The organism is Alteromonas sp. V450, from assembly GCF_001885075.1.
Lineage (GTDB): Bacteria > Pseudomonadota > Gammaproteobacteria > Enterobacterales > Alteromonadaceae > Alteromonas.
Window position 1 is genome coordinate 540,967 of record NZ_MODU01000004.1, and the last position, 23,196, is coordinate 564,162.

20 protein-coding genes are annotated in these 23,196 nt (G+C 44.4%); 13 read left to right on the top strand and 7 right to left on the bottom strand.

The window, feature by feature from the left end; translation table 11 throughout:
• Positions 1-54 precede the first annotated feature (54 nt).
• The 6 genes from hemA to kdsA all read left to right on the top strand — a co-directional run bounded on the left by hemA (position 55) and on the right by kdsA (position 6,354).
• Entirely contained in the window at positions 55-1,329 is a 1,275-nt protein-coding gene (gene hemA, locus BK026_RS02435; RefSeq protein WP_071814382.1) for a glutamyl-tRNA reductase, read from the top strand.
• Positions 1,330-1,344: 15 nt separating this feature from the next.
• A complete protein-coding gene (gene prfA / locus BK026_RS02440) occupies positions 1,345-2,430 on the top strand; it encodes a peptide chain release factor 1 (protein WP_071814383.1) in 1,086 nt (361 codons plus the stop codon).
• Positions 2,431-2,448: 18 nt separating this feature from the next.
• The gene (gene prmC, locus BK026_RS02445; RefSeq protein WP_071814384.1) at positions 2,449-3,294 is read left to right on the top strand and encodes a peptide chain release factor N(5)-glutamine methyltransferase; all 846 of its coding nucleotides are present in this window, start codon (positions 2,449-2,451) and stop codon (positions 3,292-3,294) included.
• A gap of 142 nt (positions 3,295-3,436) precedes the next feature.
• Positions 3,437-4,999 carry a response regulator gene (locus tag BK026_RS02450; protein ID WP_071814385.1) on the top strand — a complete coding sequence of 521 codons (1,563 nt, stop codon included), beginning with the start codon at positions 3,437-3,439 and terminating at the stop codon, positions 4,997-4,999.
• Between the two features lie 109 nt (positions 5,000-5,108).
• Entirely contained in the window at positions 5,109-5,480 is a 372-nt protein-coding gene (locus BK026_RS02455) for a SirB2 family protein (RefSeq protein ID WP_071814386.1), read from the top strand.
• Positions 5,481-5,499: 19 nt separating this feature from the next.
• Positions 5,500-6,354 (top strand): 3-deoxy-8-phosphooctulonate synthase, encoded by an 855-nt coding sequence (kdsA, locus tag BK026_RS02460; protein ID WP_071814387.1) that lies wholly within the window; start codon positions 5,500-5,502, stop codon positions 6,352-6,354.
• A gap of 61 nt (positions 6,355-6,415) precedes the next feature.
• Here kdsA and BK026_RS02465 read toward each other — a convergent pair whose 3' ends face one another.
• Positions 6,416-6,694 carry a hypothetical protein gene (locus tag BK026_RS02465; RefSeq protein ID WP_071814388.1) on the bottom strand — a complete coding sequence of 93 codons (279 nt, stop codon included), beginning with the start codon at positions 6,692-6,694 and terminating at the stop codon, positions 6,416-6,418.
• Between the two features lie 216 nt (positions 6,695-6,910).
• On the opposite strand from BK026_RS02465, the gene BK026_RS02470 reads away from it, so the two are divergent.
• The 5 genes from BK026_RS02470 to fusA all read left to right on the top strand — a co-directional run bounded on the left by BK026_RS02470 (position 6,911) and on the right by fusA (position 12,371).
• Positions 6,911-7,813: a transcriptional regulator GcvA gene (locus BK026_RS02470; protein ID WP_014949024.1), complete on the top strand. Its 903-nt coding sequence runs from the start codon at positions 6,911-6,913 to the stop codon at positions 7,811-7,813.
• A 1-nt stretch (position 7,814) separates the two neighbouring features.
• A complete protein-coding gene (locus BK026_RS02475; RefSeq protein WP_071814389.1) occupies positions 7,815-8,507 on the top strand; it encodes an alpha/beta family hydrolase in 693 nt (230 codons plus the stop codon).
• A 35-nt stretch (positions 8,508-8,542) separates the two neighbouring features.
• Positions 8,543-9,010 (top strand): DUF423 domain-containing protein, encoded by a 468-nt coding sequence (locus BK026_RS02480; protein ID WP_071814390.1) that lies wholly within the window; start codon positions 8,543-8,545, stop codon positions 9,008-9,010.
• Complete coding sequence (gene rlmM, locus BK026_RS02485; RefSeq protein WP_071814391.1) at positions 9,003-10,100, top strand: 23S rRNA (cytidine(2498)-2'-O)-methyltransferase RlmM; 1,098 nt, start codon at positions 9,003-9,005, stop codon at positions 10,098-10,100. The genes BK026_RS02480 and rlmM overlap by 8 nt, the downstream gene beginning before the upstream one ends.
• 183 nt (positions 10,101-10,283) lie before the next feature.
• Positions 10,284-12,371, top strand: a complete 2,088-nt coding sequence (gene fusA / locus BK026_RS02490) for an elongation factor G (protein WP_071814392.1) — start codon at positions 10,284-10,286, stop codon at positions 12,369-12,371.
• Positions 12,372-12,483: 112 nt separating this feature from the next.
• Here the strand turns inward: fusA and cynS are convergent, their stop codons facing one another.
• The 6 genes from cynS to BK026_RS02520 all read right to left on the bottom strand — a co-directional run bounded on the left by cynS (position 12,484) and on the right by BK026_RS02520 (position 20,168).
• Positions 12,484-12,933, bottom strand: coding sequence for a cyanase (gene cynS, locus BK026_RS02495; protein ID WP_071814393.1), 450 nt, complete (start codon positions 12,931-12,933; stop codon positions 12,484-12,486).
• Positions 12,934-12,951: 18 nt separating this feature from the next.
• Positions 12,952-14,739, bottom strand: a complete 1,788-nt coding sequence (locus BK026_RS02500; RefSeq protein WP_071814394.1) for a protein kinase — start codon at positions 14,737-14,739, stop codon at positions 12,952-12,954.
• A 128-nt stretch (positions 14,740-14,867) separates the two neighbouring features.
• Positions 14,868-15,716, bottom strand: coding sequence for a formate/nitrite transporter family protein (locus BK026_RS02505; protein ID WP_071817455.1), 849 nt, complete (start codon positions 15,714-15,716; stop codon positions 14,868-14,870).
• A 389-nt stretch (positions 15,717-16,105) separates the two neighbouring features.
• A complete protein-coding gene (locus tag BK026_RS02510) occupies positions 16,106-18,160 on the bottom strand; it encodes a DUF3488 and transglutaminase-like domain-containing protein (RefSeq protein ID WP_071814395.1) in 2,055 nt (684 codons plus the stop codon).
• Positions 18,157-19,215 carry a DUF58 domain-containing protein gene (locus BK026_RS02515; RefSeq protein ID WP_083574979.1) on the bottom strand — a complete coding sequence of 353 codons (1,059 nt, stop codon included), beginning with the start codon at positions 19,213-19,215 and terminating at the stop codon, positions 18,157-18,159. The genes BK026_RS02510 and BK026_RS02515 overlap by 4 nt, the downstream gene beginning before the upstream one ends.
• A 5-nt stretch (positions 19,216-19,220) precedes the next feature.
• Positions 19,221-20,168, bottom strand: coding sequence for a MoxR family ATPase (locus BK026_RS02520; protein ID WP_071814397.1), 948 nt, complete (start codon positions 20,166-20,168; stop codon positions 19,221-19,223).
• Positions 20,169-20,695: 527 nt separating this feature from the next.
• Here BK026_RS02520 and seqA point away from each other — a divergent pair.
• On the top strand, positions 20,696-21,436 hold the full coding sequence (seqA, locus tag BK026_RS02525) for a replication initiation negative regulator SeqA (protein ID WP_071814398.1): 741 nt from the start codon (positions 20,696-20,698) through the stop codon (positions 21,434-21,436).
• Positions 21,437-21,465: 29 nt separating this feature from the next.
• Positions 21,466-23,118, top strand: a complete 1,653-nt coding sequence (pgm, locus tag BK026_RS02530; RefSeq protein WP_071814399.1) for a phosphoglucomutase (alpha-D-glucose-1,6-bisphosphate-dependent) — start codon at positions 21,466-21,468, stop codon at positions 23,116-23,118.
• Positions 23,119-23,196: the final 78 nt, after the last annotated feature.

A 23,196-nucleotide genomic window follows, 5' to 3' on the forward strand; every position in this document is an offset into this window, starting at 1 on the left:
ATCATTTTGGGTTTTTCGTACAATGCCGCTCCGACGTTGCCAGCACAGATTTTAATGACTTTACTCGCCCTCGGTATTAACCACAAAACAGCACCAGTAGCACTTCGCGAAAAAGTGGCCTTTACACCAGATTCTCTGGTGGAAGCGCTTGCGAGTTTAAAAAAGCTGGAAGGCGTAGATGAGTCTGTGATTGTATCGACATGTAACCGCACTGAACTTTACGTTAATACACAAGATGATTCGGGACAAAAGCTCCTGCGTTGGTTAAGTGACTTCCATCATTTAGACGTAGAAGAAATAGCTAGTAACAGTTACGTGCTCGCGCAAGATGAAGCGGTAAAGCATATTATGCGCGTTGCCAGCGGCCTCGATTCACTGATCTTGGGTGAACCTCAAATATTGGGGCAAGTAAAACAAGCATTTGGCGATGCTAAGCATTCGGGCATGATCAGCAGCGAGTTCGATAAGCTGTTTCAACACACGTTTTCAGTGGCAAAGCGTGTTCGCAGCGAAACAGATATAGGGGCAAATGCGGTTAGCGTGGCTTATGCGGCGGTGCAGTTGGCAAAGCATATATTTGCTGAGTTACCCAAGCGCTCTGTGTTACTTGTTGGTGCCGGTGAAACCATTGAGTTAGTGGCTCAGCATTTGAAAGAGCAGGGGGTAAGCTGTTTGGCTGTGGCTAACCGTACAGTAGCCCGTGCAGAAGCCTTAGCTCAAACGCTAGATGCCAGCGTTTTCACGCTTTCTCAAGTACCTGAGCATCTGAAAGATTTTGATATTGTAATAAGTTCAACCGCCAGTCAATTGCCACTGATAGGCAAGGGAATGGTTGAAAAAGCGCTTAAGCAACGAAGAAACATGCCGATGTTCTTGGTCGACCTTGCAGTACCTCGCGATATAGAGTCAGAGGTAAACGAGCTTGGTGATGCCTACCTCTACACGGTAGATGATCTTCAGCATATTGTTCAGAAGAATTTAGAAAACCGAGAACAAGCTGCGAAAGAAGCTGAAAAGCTCATCAATAAGCAGGCTGATGACTACATGACATGGAAGCAGTCGCAGCAATCAATAGATTTAGTAAGACAATATCGCCAAAAAGGCATGGCGCAGCGTGACGATATTGTAGAAAAAGCCAAAGCGCAGTTAGCTGAAGGCAAAAATGCTGAGGCAGTGTTGGAGGAAATGGCGTATAAGCTTACCAATGCGCTTTTGCATCCGACCACTTTGGCGTTACGTGAGGCAGCCATGCATGATGATCCGGCATTAAGTCGCTGGATGGGACAGGCATTAGATTTATCTGGCGTAGCGCCAGACGATAATAAATAAGGTAATAAAAAGCATATGAAAGAGTCGGTAGTGAGGAAACTCGAGCATCTCGTCGAGCGTTTCGAGGAAGTTCAGGCATTGCTAGGCGATCCTGAAGTTATCGGCGACCAAGACAAATTTCGCAACTTGTCTAAAGAGTTTAGTCAGCTTGAAGACGTGGTAGCAGGGTTTAACGCGTATCAGCAGGCTCAAGAAAACCTTGCGTCTGCGCAAGAGATGTTGAACGAAGACGATGCCGATATGCGTGAAATGGCGCAGGAAGAAATGAAAGAGGCCAAGGGCGAAATTGAACGTCTTGAAACAGAGCTTCAGGTTCTACTCCTCCCTAAAGATCCTAACGACGACAACAACTGCTTTTTGGAAATTCGCGCAGGCGCGGGTGGTGATGAAGCCGCAATATTTGCCGGTGATTTGTTCCGCATGTACAGCCGATATGCTGAAAGCCGTGGATGGCGTGTAGAATTGGTTAATGCCAATGAAGGTGAACATGGCGGTTACAAAGAGGTGATTGCTAATGTAAGTGGCGATGGTGTTTATGGCGTATTGAAGTTCGAATCGGGCGGACATCGCGTTCAGCGAGTACCTGAAACCGAGTCACAAGGTCGTATCCACACTTCGGCGTGTACCGTAGCCGTGCTGCCTGAGATCCCTGAGTCAGAGGCAATCGAAATAAACCCTGCAGAGCTTCGTGTTGATACTTTCCGTGCGTCAGGTGCTGGTGGTCAGCACGTTAACAAAACCGATTCTGCTATCCGTATTACTCACTTGCCAACGGGTTTAGTAGTGGAATGTCAAGATGAGCGCTCTCAACACAAAAACCGCGCAAAAGCGATGTCAGTTTTACAAGCGCGCTTGAACCAGATTGAAGAAGAAAAGCGTGCGGCAGAAGAGGCATCAACGCGTAAAAGTCTGGTGGGTAGTGGTGATCGTTCTGAGCGAATTCGCACCTACAATTTCCCTCAAGGGCGCGTGACGGACCATCGAATCAATCTAACTATTTATCGTTTAGATGAGGTGATCGAGGGGGATTTGAAACAACTGGTAGATCCTATCTTACAAGAGCACCAGGCTGATTTGCTAGCATCACTCTCTGATGAATAAAAGTCACTGGCATATAATATGCGTATAGACGAAGCGCTATTATGGGCAACGCAACAACTAGAGGGTGGTGAGTCGCCCTCTGTTGACGCCAAAGTGTTGTTAGCGCACATCATAAATAAATCGCAGACCTACCTTTTTACCTGGCCAGATAAGTTGCTCAATTCCAATGAGATTAATGAGTTTGAGCTAGCGGTTGCAAGACGGAAACAAGGTGAGCCAGTCGCCTATATCATCGGAAAGCGAGATTTTTGGACATTAACGCTGTTCACTTCACCGCATACATTAATTCCACGCCCCGACACGGAAGTACTAGTTGAGCAAGTGCTGGCATGTGTGAGTAGTGAAAAAGACAAACCACTTACCATATGCGACCTAGGTACAGGCACTGGCGCTATTGCCCTAGCTTTGGCAAGTGAACTACCTAAATCTCGGGTAGTTGGCGTTGACTTTCTGCAAGAAGCCGTGGAACTAGCAGAGCGCAACGCAGCACATAACAAAATAAAAAACGTGCAATTTTTTCAAAGTGATTGGTTTGCACAGTTGCAAGGAAACGTGTTCGATGTCCTCGTTTCAAACCCCCCCTATATAGATGAGGCAAGCCCATATCTTCATCAAGGAGACGTGCGCTACGAACCGAAATCAGCGTTAACCTCGGCTGAAAGCGGTCTTAACGACATTTGCCATATTGCAACTCATGCTAAAAACTATCTTACGCCAAAAGGTTTACTCGCCTTCGAACACGGATTTGACCAAGCGAAGCGTGTTCGCGAATTAATGAAAGCGTTGGGATTTGAAGGCGTGAAAACAGTGCAAGACTATTCGGGGATAGACAGAGTAACGCTTGGGTTTATGCCCGCTTGCTAATATTGAGAATTAATTTAGTATTCTCTTACATACATGCACAAAACGTTTAGCGGCTTTTTTGTTTATCGTTTCTTGTTAAAACACAAAGAGTCGTACTCTTTATCCGCTTAAAATGAGCACTCATGAATACAGGAAGTTGCAGATGAACGATGACTTTTTATTTGCCGACGATGATGTTGAGACTGAACTAGAGGATTTGGGAAGTTGGAAAGTACTCATTGTTGATGATGAGCCAGAGGTTCATGCGGTTACTAAGCTTGCGCTTAGCGACTTTGCCTTAAACGGTAAAACATTACAGTTTTTGAGCGCGTATAGTGGTGAAGAAGCAAACGCCTTGTTTAGAACACACAGTGACATAGCCGTTGTGCTGCTTGACGTTGTTATGGAAACGGACGACGCTGGATTAAAAGTGGCGGAGTATATCCGCAATGAATTAGACAATCATTTTACTCGCATTATTTTAAGAACGGGTCAACCAGGGCAGGCACCTGAAAAAGATGTCATCATTAACTATGACATTAATGACTATAAATCAAAAACAGAGTTAACTGCGCAGAAGCTTTTTACCGTGATGATTGCGGCGTTGCGTTCCTACCGCGATATTATCGTGATAGAAGAAAACCGCAGGGGGCTAGAAAAAATTATCGATGCATCGGTGGACCTGTTTTCTTCTCGTTCACTTGAAAAATTCATGCAGGGCATCATTCAGCAGCTAGCGTCAATTCTGGGGTGCTCGAAAGATGCGGCTTATATTACTACCGCAGTGGCTACAACTGCCAGAACGCTTAAAGCTTCAGCTGATGCGCCAGACCAAGATGAGCTGTATGTATTTGCTGGAAATGGGGAATATGCTTCTAAAGAAGGGCAGGCGCTTCGCAACGCAATAACTGAAAAAGAATACGCCCTTTGTGTTGAGGCAATGCGTGAAAAGCAGATTGTTTATGCTGAAGATCATGTAGTAGCCTACTGCAACAGCAAAACCCACGATGGTGCATTGCTTTACTTGTCCGGCTTGCCACGTAAGGTGGGAGCCAATGATAGACATTTAATAAAGCGTTTCTCCGACAGCGTTCAGTTGGCATTTGATAACGTCCTTAAATCTGTAGAGATTGAAGCCACACAAAAAGAAATTATTGAACGATTAGGTAGAGCATTAGAACATGAAACCAACGAGTCAAATCATATAAAACGTATGGTAGAAATGTGTGCGCTACTTGCTGAGAAAGTTGGCTTGCGTGAACACGAAATAGAACAGCTTAGACTTGCTGTCCCGTTGCATGATATAGGCACATCTATTGTTCCCAAATCGATACTTTATAAGACTGGACCGCTTGACGACGATGAAATATTTTCAATTCGCCGTCATGCAGAATTTGGGTATCAAATTCTCAAAGACTCAAGCAGACCTACCATACAGCTTGCCGCAACGCTAGCCAAACAGCACCATGAAAGATGGGACGGAGCTGGCTATCCCGACGGTATAGGTGGGCGCAATATTAAAATTGAAAGCCGAATTGCTACCCTTATTGACGTATTTGATGCACTGCTTAACGAAAGGCCATATAAACCGGCGTGGAGCGCTGATAAAGTTGAAGCCTTGCTATCAAAAGAAAGCGGCAAGCATTTCGACCCGTTATTGGTAGAGGCGCTATTAAGTGCTCTGCCTGAATTTTTAGCAATTCAGGCGCGTTTTCCTAACGGATAAATTGAAATGTTTAAACTGCGCGACGATTAACGCAGTAACGATAGTATTGGCGGGGGCTACAAAGCTCCCGCTTTTTTAGTGAATAAAAATGATAAATTAGGACAATGCTATGTACATGATGGCAAAACATCTTCACTTAACTGCGGTTGCTTTAAGTATTTTATTTTTTATTTTTCGGTTCATCTGGAGCCAATTTGATGAGACGGTGCTTGCGAAAAAGTGGGTAAAGATTTTACCTCATATAATCGATACGGTTTTACTCGCAAGCGCCATCTGGTTGTGTTTCATCCTTTCGCAATACCCTTTTGTCAACGCATGGCTTACGTTCAAGGTATTGGGTGTTGTACTTTATATCGGATTTGGGCTTTTCGCCCTGAAAAAAGCGAAAACCAAAATAGGTCGCTGGACTCATTTTGTGGCCGCTATTGTAGTGTTGATGGCCACGGCAATGGTTGCCGTGACTAAGCAGCCTCTTTTTTAAAAAATATTGGAATTTGATCATGTCTGAATCTCAACAGATTATCCGCGTTGGCGACGTAGAAGTTGCTAACCATTTACCATTTGTGCTGTTTGGCGGAATGAACGTGCTAGAGTCACGAGACTTGGCAATGAGGATTGCAGAGCACTATGTTGAAGTTACGAAAAAACTCAATATTCCTTATGTGTTTAAAGCATCATTTGATAAAGCGAACCGTTCATCAGTGACTTCTTACCGTGGGCCTGGCATGGAAGAAGGCTTACGCATTTTTGAAGAGATAAAGTCGACGTTTAACGTTCCGCTCATCACGGATGTGCACGAGCCGCATCAAGCAGCACCCGTGGCAGAAGTGGTTGATGTTATTCAGTTACCTGCCTTTTTAGCACGCCAGACTGACCTTGTGGTTGCCATGGCGAAAACAGGTAGCGTAATTAATGTTAAAAAGCCACAGTTTTTAGCGCCCCATGAAATGCGCCATATTATTGGAAAGCTAGGTGAAGCGGGTAATGATAAGGTGATCCTGTGCGAGCGCGGCAGTTGCTTTGGCTACAACAACTTAGTTGTAGATATGCTGGGTATGGACGCGATGAAAGAATACGCCCCGGTGATATTCGATGCAACGCACGCACTTCAGATGCCTGGTGGTCGTGCTACGTCTGCCGATGGTCGCCGTGCTCAAGCGGCACAGCTAGCAAGAAGCGGTATGGCGTTAGGTTTAGCGGGCTTGTTCATTGAAGCTCACCCAAATCCTGATGAGGCACTATGTGACGGGCCTTGCGCACTGCCTTTGGCGAAATTAGAGCCTTATTTGCAGCAGATGAAAGCGTTAGACGAGTTAGTGAAAGGTTTTGACGCGTTAGATACTAGCAATACCTAAGCAGGTGTTGATGGCGTATGCCGGTGCAAGCACCGGCATGCGTATCAGGTGTGTGAGTTGCTTATTCCGTTTCAGAAACGGTTACGCGCTCTTCACCTTTTGTCATTGCTAGTAAGTTTCTATGAAGCTGTACTTGCGTCTCTTCTGCTAAAATTGCCTTTGACTGCTTTTTTACAACGATATGTGCATCGTTTTCTGGCAATACTTCTGCCATTTTAACGCTAGTCATGGCGGTATTGATTAACGATTGTAGATTGATCTTTTCTGGTTGTGCGTTAGCATTTGCAGCAGCGCTTGCAAAAGCCATTACAGAAACACTAGCTAAAAGTAATTTTTTCATTTTCACACCTAATAAAAATAATTAAAAATTTGTTTATGGTTGTTAAAATGTTTAACATTTAAGCGCCATAATATACTGAAATTAAATGTTCTTTCTTAATTTCGGGTAAATTATAGTCAGCTGGTGGTGAAAGATAAAACGAGTAAAAGTATGGGTTGTCATTAGAAAAACTAATGTAATTGTCATGCTTCGGTCACACTGGATTAAAAACGATATATGCACCGACGTTTACCCCCTCTTAATGCCCTCAAATCGTTTGAAGCGGCTGCTCGCCATTTGAGCTTTACTAAAGCGGCTGACGAACTGTTTGTTACACAAGCTGCGGTGAGCCATCAAATTAAAGCACTAGAAGATTTCTTATCGATGAAGTTATTTCTTCGTAGAAATAGAACCTTGCTTCTTACCGAAGAAGGACAGGCATATTTCTTAGAGTTAAAGGACATCTTCAAAAATTTACAAGACGCGACAGAAAGGCTACTTGCGAAGGGAAGTAAAGGTGCTATCACGGTAGCTATGCCACCCAGCTTTGCAAGCCAGTGGTTGGTGCCCCGCATTCATAAATTTAGTTTGGCGCACCCAGACATTGACGTACGCATAAAAGCTGTAGATTTCGACGAAGGCTTTTTAGAAGACGATGTAGATGTTGCAATATATTACGGCAAAGGTCGTTGGGCGGGCCTGCAGGCTGACCAGCTTCACAGAGAGTTTCTAACACCGCTGTGTTCTCCAATGCTTTTTCAAGGCCCTAAACCTCTATCTAGCCTTTCTGATTTGCGGCACCACGTGTTGCTTCATGACTTAAGCCGTACCGCATGGAAAAACTGGTTGAAGCACGTAGGTGTGGTTGGCGTAAACGTTAATCAAGGACCGGTTTTCAGTCATTCCATGCTCGTTTTGCAGGCAGCGGCACTTGGTCAAGGTATCGCGTTGGGTAACACGGTACTTGCCAGGCCAGAAATTGAGGCGGGTAGGCTGGTCATGCCGTTTGAAGAACGCGTAGAGAGCCGTGATGCGTTTTATTTGGTGTGTGAAGAATCACAGGCTGAGTTAGGTAAAATAGCTGCATTTAGAGACTGGATCTTAGCGCTGGTTGAAGCAGAACAAGAGGACTTGCTGTAATATGAGTACATCGAATACCACTACTGAACAACCTAGTTTTGACATTGAATTACATGCAGCCGATAAGCCAGCAGCGTGCTTGATACTCGGTCACGGAGCTGGTGCGGGAAAAGAACACGAGTTCATGCAGGACATGGCGAAAGCCCTTGTTGCTAAAAATATATCAACCGTGCTTTTTAACTTTCCCTATATGCAAACCATAAAAGCTACCGGAAAGCGTAGGCCTCCCGATAAAGCTGATAAACTTATGTCACATTTTATTGCCGTGATTGAAAACTGCAGTAAAGATAATAAAGCTCTGCATAACTTGCCTGTTTTCATCGGTGGAAAGTCGATGGGCGGACGTATGGCGACCATGGTGTATGAAGCGGTGAGCAATGTAAAAGGCGCGATAGCGTTAGGCTATCCGTTCCACCCTCCTGGTAAGCCAGAAAAAACACGAACTGAACATCTGCAAACGGCGTCTAAGCCTTTGCTTATTATTCAGGGTGAACGAGATACGTTTGGTACAAAGAGCGAAGTAGAGGATTACAAAAAGCGCAGCGTTTTATCTAAAGACATTGAATGCGCCTATTTAGACGACGGCGATCACAGCTTTAAGCCTCGCAAAGCAAGTGGCAAAACGCAGGAAGAACATATTGTTACCGCTGCTAAGCTTACCGCTTCTTTTATTGAAGCCCATTTAAATAATTAATGGTTAATTAGAAATCAGAGCGAAAGACTAATTTAATGAAAACTGAAAAACTTGGGTTCGCCACCGTTGCTAAACCTTATCTTATTGTTGGGGCATTGCTAGCGGGCCTTTCTGTGGTACTTGGTGCGTTTGGCGCACATGGTTTAAAAAGCGTGTTAACTGCACAGCAGCTCAACACGTTTGAAATTGGCGTGCGTTATCAAATGTATCACGCATTAGCCTTACTGCTTTTACCTGCATTGTCAGGGGTTGTCTCATCGACGTGGGCTAATCGGGTAGCCTTTTGTTTCGTTACCGGTACGCTGTTGTTTAGTGGAAGTTTATACGCGCTAGGAATAAGCGGCATAAAATGGTTTGGCCCAATAACCCCTGTAGGAGGCGTGTTCTTTATTATTGGATGGGTGTTGTTAGTGTTTGGACTGATAAAAGGTCATGATTTAAACAAGCAACAAAAAGAAGAGCAGAACACAACTCACCACACGCCGGGGGCAGGTAATGACTAACATCAGTATTTTAGGTTATTGCCGACCTGGTTATGAAAACGATACAGCTAACGAACTCACGTCGCGTTACGGTGAAGCCCAGTGTTATGGCTATCCAGTATCTAAGAAGAACAGTGGCTTTGTACTTTATCATTTATATGATGGCTCGCAGCTTGAGCAAACCATTACCCAGTTTGCTGTTCACGACAGTATCTTCCCTCGTCAGCTGGTGGCTGTCTTTGCCACACTAAACGATATAGAGAAAGAAGACAGAGTCGGTCAAGTGCTCGAGGCGTTGAAAGAGGTTGAAAAACCATTTTCAATTTTTGGCGCTATAGACGTCGAGTACCCAGATACAGAAGAAGGTAAAACCCTCGCAAAGTTTTGCCGAAAGTTTACGGTTCCTCTTCGCCAAGCGTTAAGAAAAGCGGGGTGGCTTACGTCCAAGGAAAATCTGGGGAAACCTAAACTGCATATTTTCTTTGAGTCATTTGAAATTTGTCATATTGGCTATACATTACCCAGTCATGCCAGTAGCGATCACTTGGGCATTTGCCGATTAAAGTTCCCAAGTGACGCGCCCAGTCGCTCCACGCTTAAACTTGAAGATGCCTTAGTAAATATGCTGAGCGATAAACAGCAAGCTAAAGTACTTCGAAGCGGTGGACGTGCCGTGGATCTTGGTGCATGCCCAGGCGGTTGGACATACCAGCTTGTGAAGCGCGGAATGTATGTTGAAGCTATCGACAATGGACTTGTAGCCGATAGTTTAATGAGCACGGGGTTGGTTGAACATCACGCGGCAGACGGGTTTACATATAGACCACAATTTGGTCGTGTAGATTTGCTGGTATGTGATATGATAGAGCAACCCGATAGGGTAGCTAAATTGATGGGCGATTGGTTAGTTAAGCACTGGGCAACGCACGCAATATTCAATTTAAAGTTACCTATGAAACAACGTTATGAAACTGTAGTTGAAGCCATGACGTTGCTAAGAAGCCGATTAAATGCCTTGGAAGATGCATTTGCGGTGAAGGTGAGGCATCTCTACCACGACAGAGATGAAGTTACAGTAACAATTGTTCGCACTTCAAAAGATGAGGTGTGATTTTGTTATTTTTCAAAAAAGTGTCATGAGCTGTTAAGTTGTTGATACTTATAGAAAAGAATTGATGGTGGTGCGGATTTTAGCAAACGAATTTGAGGTTTATGCTAAAAAAGGTGTAAATCTGGTACAAAAATCCTTTATAATCCGGCCGTTTTTTTACTCTGAACCAATGAAAGTGAACTAATGTCAGACTTATCTTTATACAGAAACATTGGTATTTTCGCCCACGTAGACGCGGGTAAAACTACCACAACAGAACGTATCTTGAAGCTTACTGGTAAAATCCATAAAACTGGTGAGGTTCACGATGGTGAATCAACTACTGACTTCATGGAGCAGGAAGCTGAACGTGGTATTACTATCCAGTCAGCGGCTACTACCTGTTTCTGGAAAGATCACCGCATGAACATCATCGATACTCCGGGACACGTTGACTTTACAGTTGAAGTATATCGTTCACTTAAAGTACTAGACGGCGGTATCGGTGTATTCTGTGGTTCTGGCGGTGTTGAACCTCAGTCAGAAACTAACTGGCGCTATGCTAACGAATCTGGCGTTGCTCGCTGTATTTTCGTTAACAAGCTAGACCGTATGGGTGCAGACTTCTACCGTGTTGTTGGCCAAGTAAAGAAAGTACTTGCTGCTAACCCACTAGTAATGACGCTGCCAATCGGTATCGAAGACGAGTTTACAGGTGTTGTTAACCTTCTAGACATGAAAGCGTACATCTGGGACGATTCAGGTCTTCCTGAGAACTACGAAGTTGTAGATATCCCAGCAGACATGGTTGAGAAAGCAAACGAGTACCGTGAGCAACTAATCGAAACTGCTGTTGAGCAAGACGACGACCTAATGATGGCTTACATGGATGGCGAAGAGCCGTCTCTAGAAGACATCAAGCGTTGTATCCGTAAAGGTACTCGTGACCTAGCGTTCTTCCCAACTTACTGTGGTTCTGCATTTAAGAACAAGGGTATTCAGCTAGTTCTTGACGCAGTTGTTGACTTCCTACCTTCTCCAACAGAAGTAGATCCTCAGCCACTGACTGACGAAGAAACTGGTGAGCCTACTGGCGAAGTAGCAACAGTATCTGTTGACGAGCCGTTCCGTGCGCTTGCGTTCAAAATTATGGACGACCGTTTCGGTGCCCTAACGTTTATCCGTATCTACTCTGGTAAGCTAAACAAAGGCGACACTATTCTTAACAGCGCAACGGGTAAGACTGAGCGTATCGGCCGTATGGTTGAGATGCACGCTGACGAACGTACTGAACTTACTTCTGCACAGGCAGGTGACATCCTAGCTGTTGTTGGTATGAAGAACGTTCAAACTGGTCACACGCTATGTGATCCGAAGAACCCTTGTACACTAGAGCCGATGATCTTCCCTGAGCCAGTAATCTCAATTGCTGTTAAGCCAAAAGACAAAGGCGCTAACGAAAAGATGTCTATCGCTATCGGTAAACTAGTAGCAGAAGATCCATCTTTCCAAGTTGAAACTGACGAAGATTCAGGCGAAACCATCCTTAAAGGTATGGGTGAGCTTCACCTAGATATCAAAGTAGACATCTTGAAGCGTACTTACGGCGTTGAGCTAGAAGTTGGTCAGCCTCAGGTTGCATACCGTGAAACTATCACGCTACCTGTTGAAGACAGCTACACGCACAAGAAGCAGTCTGGTGGTTCTGGTCAGTTCGGTAAGATTGATTACCGCATCAAGCCAGGCGAAACTAACTCTGGCTTCAAGTTCACATCTACTGTTGTGGGCGGTAACGTACCTAAAGAATTCTTCCCTGCAATCGAAAAAGGTTTTGCAGGTATGATGGAAGTAGGTCCTCTAGCGGGCTACCCAGTACTAGACGTTGAAGTTGAGCTATTCGACGGTGGTTTCCACGCAGTTGACTCATCAGCAATCGCGTTCGAAATTGCAGCGAAAGGTGCATTCCGTCAGTCAATGCCAAAAGCAGGCCCTCAAATTCTTGAGCCTGTGATGAAAGTTGACGTATTCAGCCCAGAAGACAACGTTGGTGACGTAATCGGTGACCTTAACCGTCGTCGTGGTATGATCAAAGACCAAGAAGCTGGCGCTACTGGCGTTCGCATCAAGGCTGACGTACCTCTATCTGAGATGTTTGGTTACATCGGTCACCTACGTACTATTACATCTGGTCGTGGTCAGTTCTCTATGGAATTCAGCCACTACTCAGCATGTCCTCAGAACGTAGCTGACAAAGTAATTGAAGAAGCGAAAGCACGTAAAGCTGCTAAGTAATTAGCCTTTACTTACGTAAGCTGACCTTGGGTTAGCTTACGCTTCAAGAAATACTAAAAAGCCGGTCGCATGACCGGCTTTTTTATGTCGAGTGTCTCGTCCTGAAATACGTTTAGTACATCTTATACGGCAGAAACTTTCCTGACATCACTACGCTTACGCGGTCGCCTTTAGGGTCGTTTTCGCGCTGTAAATCCATCGAAAAGTCGATGGCACTCATTATGCCGTCGCCAAACTCTTCGTGAATTAATTCCTTTAACGTAGTGCCATACACATTTACCAATTCATACCAGCGATAAATAAGTGGATCGGTAGGCACTTCTGTGGGTAATGAGCCTTTGTAAGGCACGATTTGAAGCCAAGCAATAGCTTCGTCTGAAAGCTCAAGCAACTCACCTACGGCTTCAGCTTGCTGCTTTGTCATGGCCATCTGGCCTAAGCAAGCGGCAGTACTCCATTCCTTTGACTGACCAACAACTTCGGCAATCTGGCTCCACTTTATGCCTTTTAAAATTTTAGCTGATTGGATCATGTCGGTAACTTGGGTTCTCGATGTAATCATTTGTATTTCCTTAAAGGGTTAGTTAAACAAAATGAGCGTAGCTAGATTGCTGAGAATAAGTGCCAGTATCAGCACCTTGTAAACAAAAAGAGGGTGACGTTTTACTAAAGGCTCATAGGCCGTGTGTTGAGTTGGATTTGGATAGCGAAGCGAATAGAGGAATTCGGATAGTGTTGAAAAGCGTTTATCAGGGTTAACGTGTAAAGCGCGTTTCAGGGCACTATCAACCCAGGTTGGTATTGGGCGTTTTGGATCTAACGCCGTTTCATATTTTAGTTTTTTCTGTTCGGCAAAAGTGCGACAGTGAGCGAGTTTTGAATGATATGGGTAACGCCCGCAAAGAAGGTAGTAGGTGAGTACGGCTAGAGAGAATAGATCTGAGCGCTCTGTGCCTACATTCCCTAAAAAGTATTCAGGTGCGGCAAAAAGGACCGCGCCGGGAATTGGCGCACTGCTATAAAGGCTAGGCGAATCGGCTAAGGCCGCCGAACCAAGGTCAATAATAGTACAGTGGCCCTGTTCACTTATCATTATATTCTCAGGGCGTATATCTCTATGAAGAATGCCCTGACGGTGCATTGCTTGTAAGCCTTTCCCAACCTGCTCAATGATATCCCTAATTTGCTCCAATGATGGTGTGGGGTTATCAAAAGACCATTGTGCCAATGTTTGACCTTTTACATAGTCACTAATGCTGTAAAACGCTGTAGGTTTGTGTTTGAGCCCTAAAATTGTATATGTTGGGCTTTTAACAACATGCGTTGAGTTAACTCGCCTTGCAAACCAACTTTCTATCAAAAAACCGTTGAGCATTTCTGGTGACTGGCTAAAGTCGGTTGAGGGGGTTTTAACCACCACAGAATCTTGTTCATAACTTCTTTTATGAGCTTGAAGGGAGGCAATAAAAACATGACTACGGGCAGAGCTATAGAGCTGTCGCCCTAGTGTGATGCCGTCAATTTTATCACCGGTCTCTAGTTCTTCGAAAGCAGGCTTACAAAGATGAACGTGGGGTTCACTATTTTCACTCCCACTTTCATTACCGATTTGACACTTAATAAGTAGTAGAGTGAGGTTATCATCACTTCCCTGGTTAAACGCCTCGTGTACCACCAAAGCAGCTTGGTTTTCTGGTAGCGTGTTGGCATTATTAATTCTATTGAGTATGACCGATAGCGCTATGAATTCATGCACACCATCAGTGCTTATCGCAATAGTGCTCGATGTTTTTAAGGTTAACGAAGTATGGTCAATGTCGATACTCGCGGTTACACCTAATGCATTGGAGAGATAGGTTTGCGAAGGTACGCTATCAGACACGTGACGATGAGGCTGCGTAAGCAAAACGGGGTTTTGGTCACCCTCAGAAACAACCTGAATTTGACTATCACCTACATGAAATACGTCGAGGCGAGCGCCTGTTAAAATGGCAACGGAAAGCGTACATATATACCCTTTCTCAGGTGTGTAGCAAAAAGCGCTTTTCTGCGTTCGGGTATAAAGCCGTGCATTCAATTCTTTAATTATGACTTCGGCGCGCGTTTTTACCGACCACTGTTCAGGTGCAATATTAAAAAGCTTAACAAACTCGCTGGTAGCAAAATCGCTAGCTACCTGACTTACCGTACTGCTACTGACTCCGTCAGCAACAACAAAAATATGACTAGGGTTTAGCCTATCGGAAGAAATATGGTAAGCATAGGCATCTTGGTTAATTTGTTTAACGCCGCGCGTGGAAAACGCACTTACACAAACCTTGCAAGGTAGCGGATTAACCGGCGTTTTTTGAGCAGCTTGTTGATTCATATTTCGTTGCTTCTATCTATATCTATGACATCGACTCAACTATTTGTTTTCATACAAAGGGTAAGACAGTGCCATCACAACGTACACTTGAGGATTGCGTCATGATGGCTCTACGGTAGACGCTTTGATTAAATGGGAAGCGTTTGTGATGCCGCTGCTTTATCAACGGGAATTGTGCGCTTTGGCAATGTTTTTACGTGAGTGGTATAAAGGGTAAGCCCAGTAAATGCTAAACCGCCTACCAGGTTCCCCAGTGCTGTTGGAATTTCATTCCAGATAAAATAATCCATAACAGAGAAGTCGCCGCCCATGATCAGACCAAATGGGAAAAGAAACATGTTTACCACTGAATGTTCAAAGCCCATAAAGAAGAAAAGCATAATAGGCATCCACATAGCCAACACTTTACCGCTTACGTGCGTTGAAATCATTGCACCCACAACACCTAACGACACCATCCAATTACACAACATGCCGCGAATGAATATTGTAATCCAGCCAGCAACACCGTGTTCTGCATAGCCAAGGGTGCGCGCCTCTCCGATGCTGGCGACTTTCGTAGCAATCGCGCCACCGTCGACGTTATAGCCCATGGTAAAGATAAACGACATCATAAAGGCAACGGTTAATGCGCCGCCAAAGTTACCTAAGAAGACTAGGCCCCAGTTACGTAAAATCTGTTTAGGTGTAACCCCAGGACGCTGCGCAAGCCACGCAAGAGGTGTTAAAACAAACACACCAGTTAAAAGGTCGAACCCCATAAGGTAGAGCATACAAAAGCCTACAGGGAACAGCACTGCCCCGAGCAGAAACACCCCGGTTTGGACGGCAATTGTCACTGCGAAAACGGCAGCTAAGGCTAAAATAGCACCAGCCATATAAGCACGAATTAGTGTGTCTCGTGTGGACATATAAATTTTTGCTTCGCCTGCATCTACCATTTTGGTTGCAAACTCTGCGGGTAATAGATAAGCCATGGTTTTCACCTTCTCTTGTAGTAGTAAATGACTAACCCCGCGTTATTTAGGCAAAAAAAAGGCGACCGCAGCTCTCTTTATCAAAAGAGCTGTGGACGCCTTTGTCCTAAATCTCAGATTGTGAGGGGGCTGGTCTTAAACAAAGTGCCATTAAAAACGTTTTAACAACACACTAACTGCGTTACAAAAATAGAGCGGCAGTTATTCAGCAACAATAATTTAGCTAGAATAATGCCAACATTAAGGGTTTTGTGTAATATTGTTTTAAAACAGGTGGTTATTGATTTTTTTGACGCGCTTTGCTGTTTGTATACAATGCGTGAGCTGTGATGAATTGCACTGTTTTTGAGCTAAACAACTTGCGCCTGCACTAAATTTAATCGCTATGATCAGTATTTTGCTTTAAGCGCCTTGCGCATTTGCTTATGGTGATGTGCCATTGCTTTATTGACGTTGATGTCTTGCTTATCAGAGGTATAAGCGGCTGTTTCGAAGATTGTATTCATAAATTCCAATTCTTTATAAGCAACGGGGTTGATCAAAGGCCTGACTTTTTTTATGTATTGTCGGGGTGTCATGGTTAAACGAGGTTGCCCTGTAAAAGCCTCAACAAGAGCTAAGCTACTAAGTAAGCGCTGACGGTAAAGCGGCATCGTATTTTTTTGCCATGGCGGAATAAAATAAAAAGCGAGCATCGCGCTAATAAGGCCAACGACACCCAGTAAAACAAAGGTCATTTTCTGCGGTGTCAATGTTCCTAGCAGTTCCTCAAGCATGTCAGTTTGCTTCTTATTGTCAAAGCCTAGCACCCACTTACTCCAATTGTAGTCAAGTTGTTCAAGGTAATTTTGAATTTGTGAAAAAAGGCGCGTTTCGCTGATGTCTCCTAAAAGACTGCTGTCACGTTCTTCACCAAATTCAGCAAGCGCATCCTCAAGGCCAAACGTTAACCGCGATGGCGCCACCACGCTTGTCGGGTCGAATCTTAACCATCGCTCGTCAACAAGTAATTCAACCCAAGCGTGAGCATCGTACTGTCTGATCTGAAGCACACTATCACTTAACGCGGTACCGCCATGATAACCGGTTATCATTCTAGCAGGTACGCCAGCGGCACGAAGTGCAAATACCATTGCGCCTGCATAGTGAGCACAAAATCCGGCTTTTTCGTTAAATAGAAATGCATCGATAGGGTTGCTGGGCATGGGATTGGGGCTCAGAGTGTAGCGAAATCCCTCAGATGCAAAGAACTGCATTATGGTAGCAATAATTTCGGAAGGAGAATCATTTCCTGCCGCTATATTCCTCGCCCATTCACGTGTTTTCTCGTTGCCTTGAGCTGGAATAGTTAAATTGAGTTGTCGTTCGAAGTCACCTGCGGCATTGGTTATCTTTTCATTAGGTAGATAATCCAAGTAAAAAGCTTTTTTACTGGCTACAGGAGAATTAGCACGCAGCGTGAAATCAAATAAACTGCGAACGTTTGTATTGTTTAACGTGTTGTTTGGCACGGATACTTCTAGAGAAAAAACCCAGTCTTGCTGAGTAGGTTCTACAATAAGCTGATAAGGTATTGCGGTAACGGGTAACGCGTATTGAAGTACCTCAAGAGGTGAAGCCTTGTTTGCATACGCCAGCTGCTTTTCTACTTGCTTTCGTTGGTTGCTAATTGACCAGGTTTTTCCGTCGAATTGTTCCATTGTCATCGCGCGCCAGTAGCGCTGCTGAGGTGAGGGAAGGTCGCTTGCACGTTCAAACGTTGCACTAAAAGCGAGTTCGGAAGAACGCGCTAGTGATGCTATATCACCCGGTGTGACCGTTTCAGCTAGCCCTGTTTTCGTAGCTTTTGCTGAGGGCATTTGCCAAAGAGGCGGCAGTTGCGGCAGAACAAGAAAAAGCAACATCGCAATGGGCACACCTTGTGCGACCAAGCGCGTTACAAATTTAAGACGCCCAATTTTTACGCTATTGCCAGCGTGTAGGGCGGCAGTTGAAAATAATAAAGCTATAAGAACCGCGGTATAGCCAAGCCAAGCAAAAAAGCTGAAAGCGGAAATAAATCCACATCCAATTAAGAACAAGCACGTGCAAACAATAATGTGAAAGTCTCTTTTTTGTTGCACCTGCATTAACTTAAGTGCGCAAGCTACGGCCAGCAGGTTTATCATGCTGTTTAGCAATCCGATTGAAAAGCCAAACCAAACAAGTGCAAAAATAGACAGTACAGCAAGTAGGTTTACCGTTCGTACGCTTGGAAGGTGGTTATTGGTTATTGCGCCAGCCACGCGCACTGCTGTAGCACATAAACCTAATACAAGAACCCAAATCATTAGTTGAGAGGTAAGTGTGAAAAGCAATGTAGCGTAAGTAAGCGCAAGCAAAATGATAGAAAAATTTTTATTGTCCAGCACGAAAAGGTTAAGGAGGCGAATTCGATTTTTCATGCGGGCTTTCTTTTTTTGTGAGGCGTTATCACGGGACTGAACTCAAAAGTTGCCAATGACTCAAGGCACTGTTGAAGGTGTTTTGCTCCACAATTAGGTGGAATATTGATGTGATAAAAAGAAAGCCCAAAACTATTATTACGTGCTGCCTGTCGCTCAACGTTATGAGTAAGCAATGAAATTGCGTGTTCCACTTCTAACCCGGGTGGTGCTGATACAACAACAGTATCACTTTGTTGAGACGAGAATTGTTTTGTGACCCACTTTTCGTTTTTGGCAACATGTTTCCACGCCACGCGGTTAAGAGGCTGTCCTTCTTGGTAGTCAGTCAACGCGTAGAAATCTGAGGTACTTGCTTCATTTGGTGCCGCGCTTTGCTGCTTTGTGTCATTATTATCTAAATGGCGGAGTAATTGCGCTGGCCCCTCTATTGGTTGCGGGTAAACCCAGACTTCTTGATTGAAATCTAGATGTGTCCAACATTTGTACAGTCCAAGTGGAAAGTCACTAGTAATAGTAAGTCGTCCGAGTGAATGCTTGCCGCGCTGGGGAAACCGTATTGGCACCAAAACCGTTAATGGTACTTGGTTTTCATTTTGATAACTGTCGCCATCGGTCAACGCAACTTCAATGCTATCTTGGTTTTGCGCCGATTTAGAATCAGGTTGGCGCTGTGTGTTTGCGTTTAACCAGCGCAATGAAAGGTTTCCACTACAAGGCTTAAGATGGTCTTTGTGGTTAACTAGCGTCAGTTGAAAGGTACCCTGTTGATGACAGTAAAAAGGCTCAGGTGTACGTGCTTTTAATGCAAGGCGTGCAAAGTTTTGATGGCTATAGAAAAGTGTCAATAGCATTACACTCAGACAGAGATAACTAAGCAATAGCATTAAGTTGTTTTGGTAGTTAGTGCCAAGTAAAAACAGACAAATCGTCATGATTAGAAATGACCAGCCAAAGCCTGTTGGCAGAATAAAAATGCTGTTTAGTGTGAGGTGGTGTTCACTGTTGGCCGGAATGCGTTTATTTAGCCACTCACGCATTCGTTTATCTATCATCTTTTTCACGCTGCAATTGGGTCAATACTATCGAGAAGCTGCTGGCTTAAAGATTCATTATGTAGATGGCTGTTCGGTGTTGTTGCAAGAGAACCAGACTGAGAAGACGCTAGACGGTGAGCAGTAACCGCAATAAAAATAGCCTGTACGTCTTCGGGGATGACATAGTCTCTACCGGATATGAAAGCCCAAGACTTAGCGCCTTGCAATAATGCTCTGCTTGCTCTTGGTGAGAGAGGGTTGGGGTATATTGGGTTTTGACGGCTCTCGTTAACAAGGTTCAGAATATAATGCAAAATGGCATCGCTGACGTGTGTCTCGACAACCTGTTGCTGCATTGCTTTAAGATCATCTTCGCGAATTATTTGGTTTAGGGTTGCGCCGATATTCTTTTGCATTAACATCGCTTTTTCCGCTTCCCATGCTGGGTAGCCTAAAGAAATGCGCATGAAAAAACGATCTAACTGGGACTCAGGCAGAGCATAAGTTCCTGATTGATAACTGGGGTTCTGTGTTGCAATTACAAAAAATGGCGAAGGTAGGGGATAGGTTGTACCGTCCACACTCACTTGTCGCTCTTCCATCGCTTCTAACAATGCGCTTTGCGTTTTGGGGCTAGCGCGGTTAAGTTCGTCAGCAAGAACGACCTGGCTAAAAATTGGACCATGCTTGAAACTAAATTTTTTGTCAGGATCGACTTCATTCGCGTGGAATATGTTTACACCAAGCATGTCTGATGGAAGCAGGTCTGATGTAAACTGAATACGTGCATACTTTAATCCAAATACCTGAGATAAGGCGTGTGATAACGTAGTCTTACCCATGCCGGGTAAATCCTCTATCAATAAATGGCCGTTTGCAAGTAAACACGCAACAGCAAGTTTAAGCTGGTGCTCTTTGCCTATTATTTTTTCACTTAACGCATGTTGTATCGTTTTTATTTCAGGACGCATAAATTGTCGCTTAACTTTTGAAAAATACCGCTGTTAATGTCTTAAATAGCACTCTGCTGATCTATACGCATAACAGAAACTAACTGTTTAACTGTTCGCATGTTTTTGATACTCAAGCTTATAGCGATACGGTGCTTATTTGCAAACTAACGAACCATTACTCATGGTAGCAAGAGTAGTGGTAAAGGTTATACCGCCCCCTTATACATGGGTATGTTTGAATATTCGAAAAACCAAAGTGCTTGGATAACTACTCGCTCTTTGCCAAACGTTGAAGCTTAAACCGTCCGTACTCTTGAAGTTTTGCTTTTATACGCAACCACTATACATGCGGTAACACGCCGCGATTAAAAAAATGTTAATTTTGACTGGATGGGCAATGGCCTACGCGAACTGGTATTACGTAAGATACTGCAAATAGTACAGGGCTGGTGCATTGATGCCTTGTAATGAGCGCTTTTTCGGATTAAGTGCTGCGTAGTTTATCTGTGTTGTCTATAATAGGGCCTCTTAAAAAGGAAGTAGTTATGAAAAGCATTGAAATAGATGACGATTTATATGCCTTCATCGCCAGTCAAACTAAGCATATTGGCGAAAGTGCATCGCAGATACTAAGACGTTTATTGTTACCAGAAGATGGTGCCGTTTCTAACAACTCTTCTGTTGCTGCTACGAAAACGAGTGAAATAAAAAATGCAGCAGCGCAGATAGCCGAAGCAGCGACGGACACCGTCTCAGATAAATCTCGTGAGTCGGTGAAAACAACGGCAAAAACCGACAGTAGAACACCAGCGCAAGACAAAGCGGCGCCCAAAGTGAACGCTAAAAAAGCGGGGGCAAAAACGCCTGCAGGCAAGGTGGTCTCTAAGCCGGTTCGCAATGCTGAGCCTTCAGCTACCGCTGAACAGCACAACAAACGCGACATTATTGACGCTGTTTCAAAGGATGCATTGTCAACTTTTACAAAGCGCGTAGACCAATTTTTGTTTGTATTGAGTGCAGCCCATAAGCTTAACGCAGATGACTTTGAAGCAGTTCAAAGCATAAAAGGCAAAAACCGTACATATTTTGCAACAAGTAAGGAAGCGTTGTTGGAAAATGGCAGTAGTACGAATCCAAAAGCCATTCCGGATAGTCCGTTTTGGGTCGTGACAAATAATAACACGGCAAAAAAGACAGCTATGTTGGAACAGGTCTTGCGTATCCTAGGCTATAAAGACGATGTGATTGAAACAGTCATCGCACGTTTTTCTGCAGAAGGTAAATAAACTCATATTCTTTCTACAAGGACTTTTTCATGGCATTACACCCGCAAGCTGGACAGCATGCTGCAAAGGAACAATTGATAAACGTAGCGCAGTTGGTGAGTCAGTATTACAGCTTCAAACCGGATATTAATGATCCTGAGCAAGCGGTTTCGTTTGGTACCTCTGGACACCGCGGCACAGCATCGAATTATACGTTTACTGATACCCATATTAGTGCGATATGCCAAGCGCTTGTGGAATATCGTCAGCAAGAAGGGATTGCAGGCCCCCTTTTCGTAGGAAAAGACACGCATGCGTTATCTGAGCCTGCAATGGTTACCGCAATAGAGGTGTTGTGTGCCAACGGCGTTGATGTGGTAGTGCAGCGCGATGACAATGAAAGCATGGGATATACACCAACACCGGTTATTTCGCGCACAATTATTCGTTATAACCGCGCGGGTAATGAAGACAAAGCCGACGGTATTGTGATTACGCCTTCACACAATCCACCTTCTGATGGTGGATTTAAATATAACCCACCTCATGGTGGTCCTGCCGATAGTGATGTCACAAAACAAATTCAAGACCGTGCCAATGCACTGATTAAAGACGGCAATAAGGATGTGAAGCGACTGGATATTCGACAAGCAACAGAGCGAAAGTTGGTGCGTGTAGAAGACTTCATGGAGCCGTATATTGATGATCTTGCAAAGGTTATTGATATGCAGGTCATTGCCAGTGCAAACCTTAAATTGGGTACTGACCCCCTCGGTGGTGCTGGAGTGGGCTACTGGTCGCGTATTGCTGAGCGATATGGTCTAGATATAACTGTAGTTAACGACACTGTTGATCCGCAATTCGGTTTTATGCGTCGGGATAAAGATGGAAAGCTTCGCATGGACTGTTCATCCCCCTACGCCATGGCAGGATTAATTGAACTGAAAGATAGTTTCGACCTTGCATGGGGTAACGATCCTGACTTCGATAGGCACGGTATTGTATGTAAAAGTGCAGGGTTAATGAATCCAAACCATTATCTTGCAGTTGCAATCAACTATTTATATACGCATCGCCCAGCGTGGCCGCAATCTCTCAAAATAGGTAAAACGCTTGTCTCGAGCAGTATGATAGACCGCGTAGCGGACAGCTTGGGTAAGCCTCTTGCAGAAATGCCAGTGGGCTTTAAATGGTTTGTTGAGGGGCTGTCAAACAGTACGATTGGCTTTGCCGGCGAAGAAAGTGCTGGAGGGATATTCTTAGAGCGTGACGGCAGTACATGGGCCACCGACAAAGACGGCTTCATTTTATGCCTTCTTGCTGCGGAAATTTTGGCGGTTACTGGTAAAGATCCAGGTGAGCACTATGAGATGCTGACTGAGCAATTTTCAGCGCCTGTTTACAATCGCGTTGATGTAGCGGCCACGCTTCAACAAAAACAAAAACTGTCAGCGATGGATGCATCGGTTGTAACAAGTGATACCCTTGCTGGAGAGCCTATTGTTTCTGTTCAAACTCATGCACCAGGTAATAACGCCGCTATTGGTGGTGTAAAAGTGTCTACCGCTAATGGTTGGTTCGCGGCACGTCCTTCTGGTACAGAACAAATTTATAAGATTTACGCCGAAAGTTTTAAGGGTGAAAGTCACTTACAAGAACTTATAGGCGAAGCTGAAGAGTTGGTCGGAAAAATCATTAAATAAGTCCAATAATTAAGCTTAAAAAAATAAAAATGTAAATATTGTGTTAAAAAGCGCGTGAATGCATACGAATTCATGCGC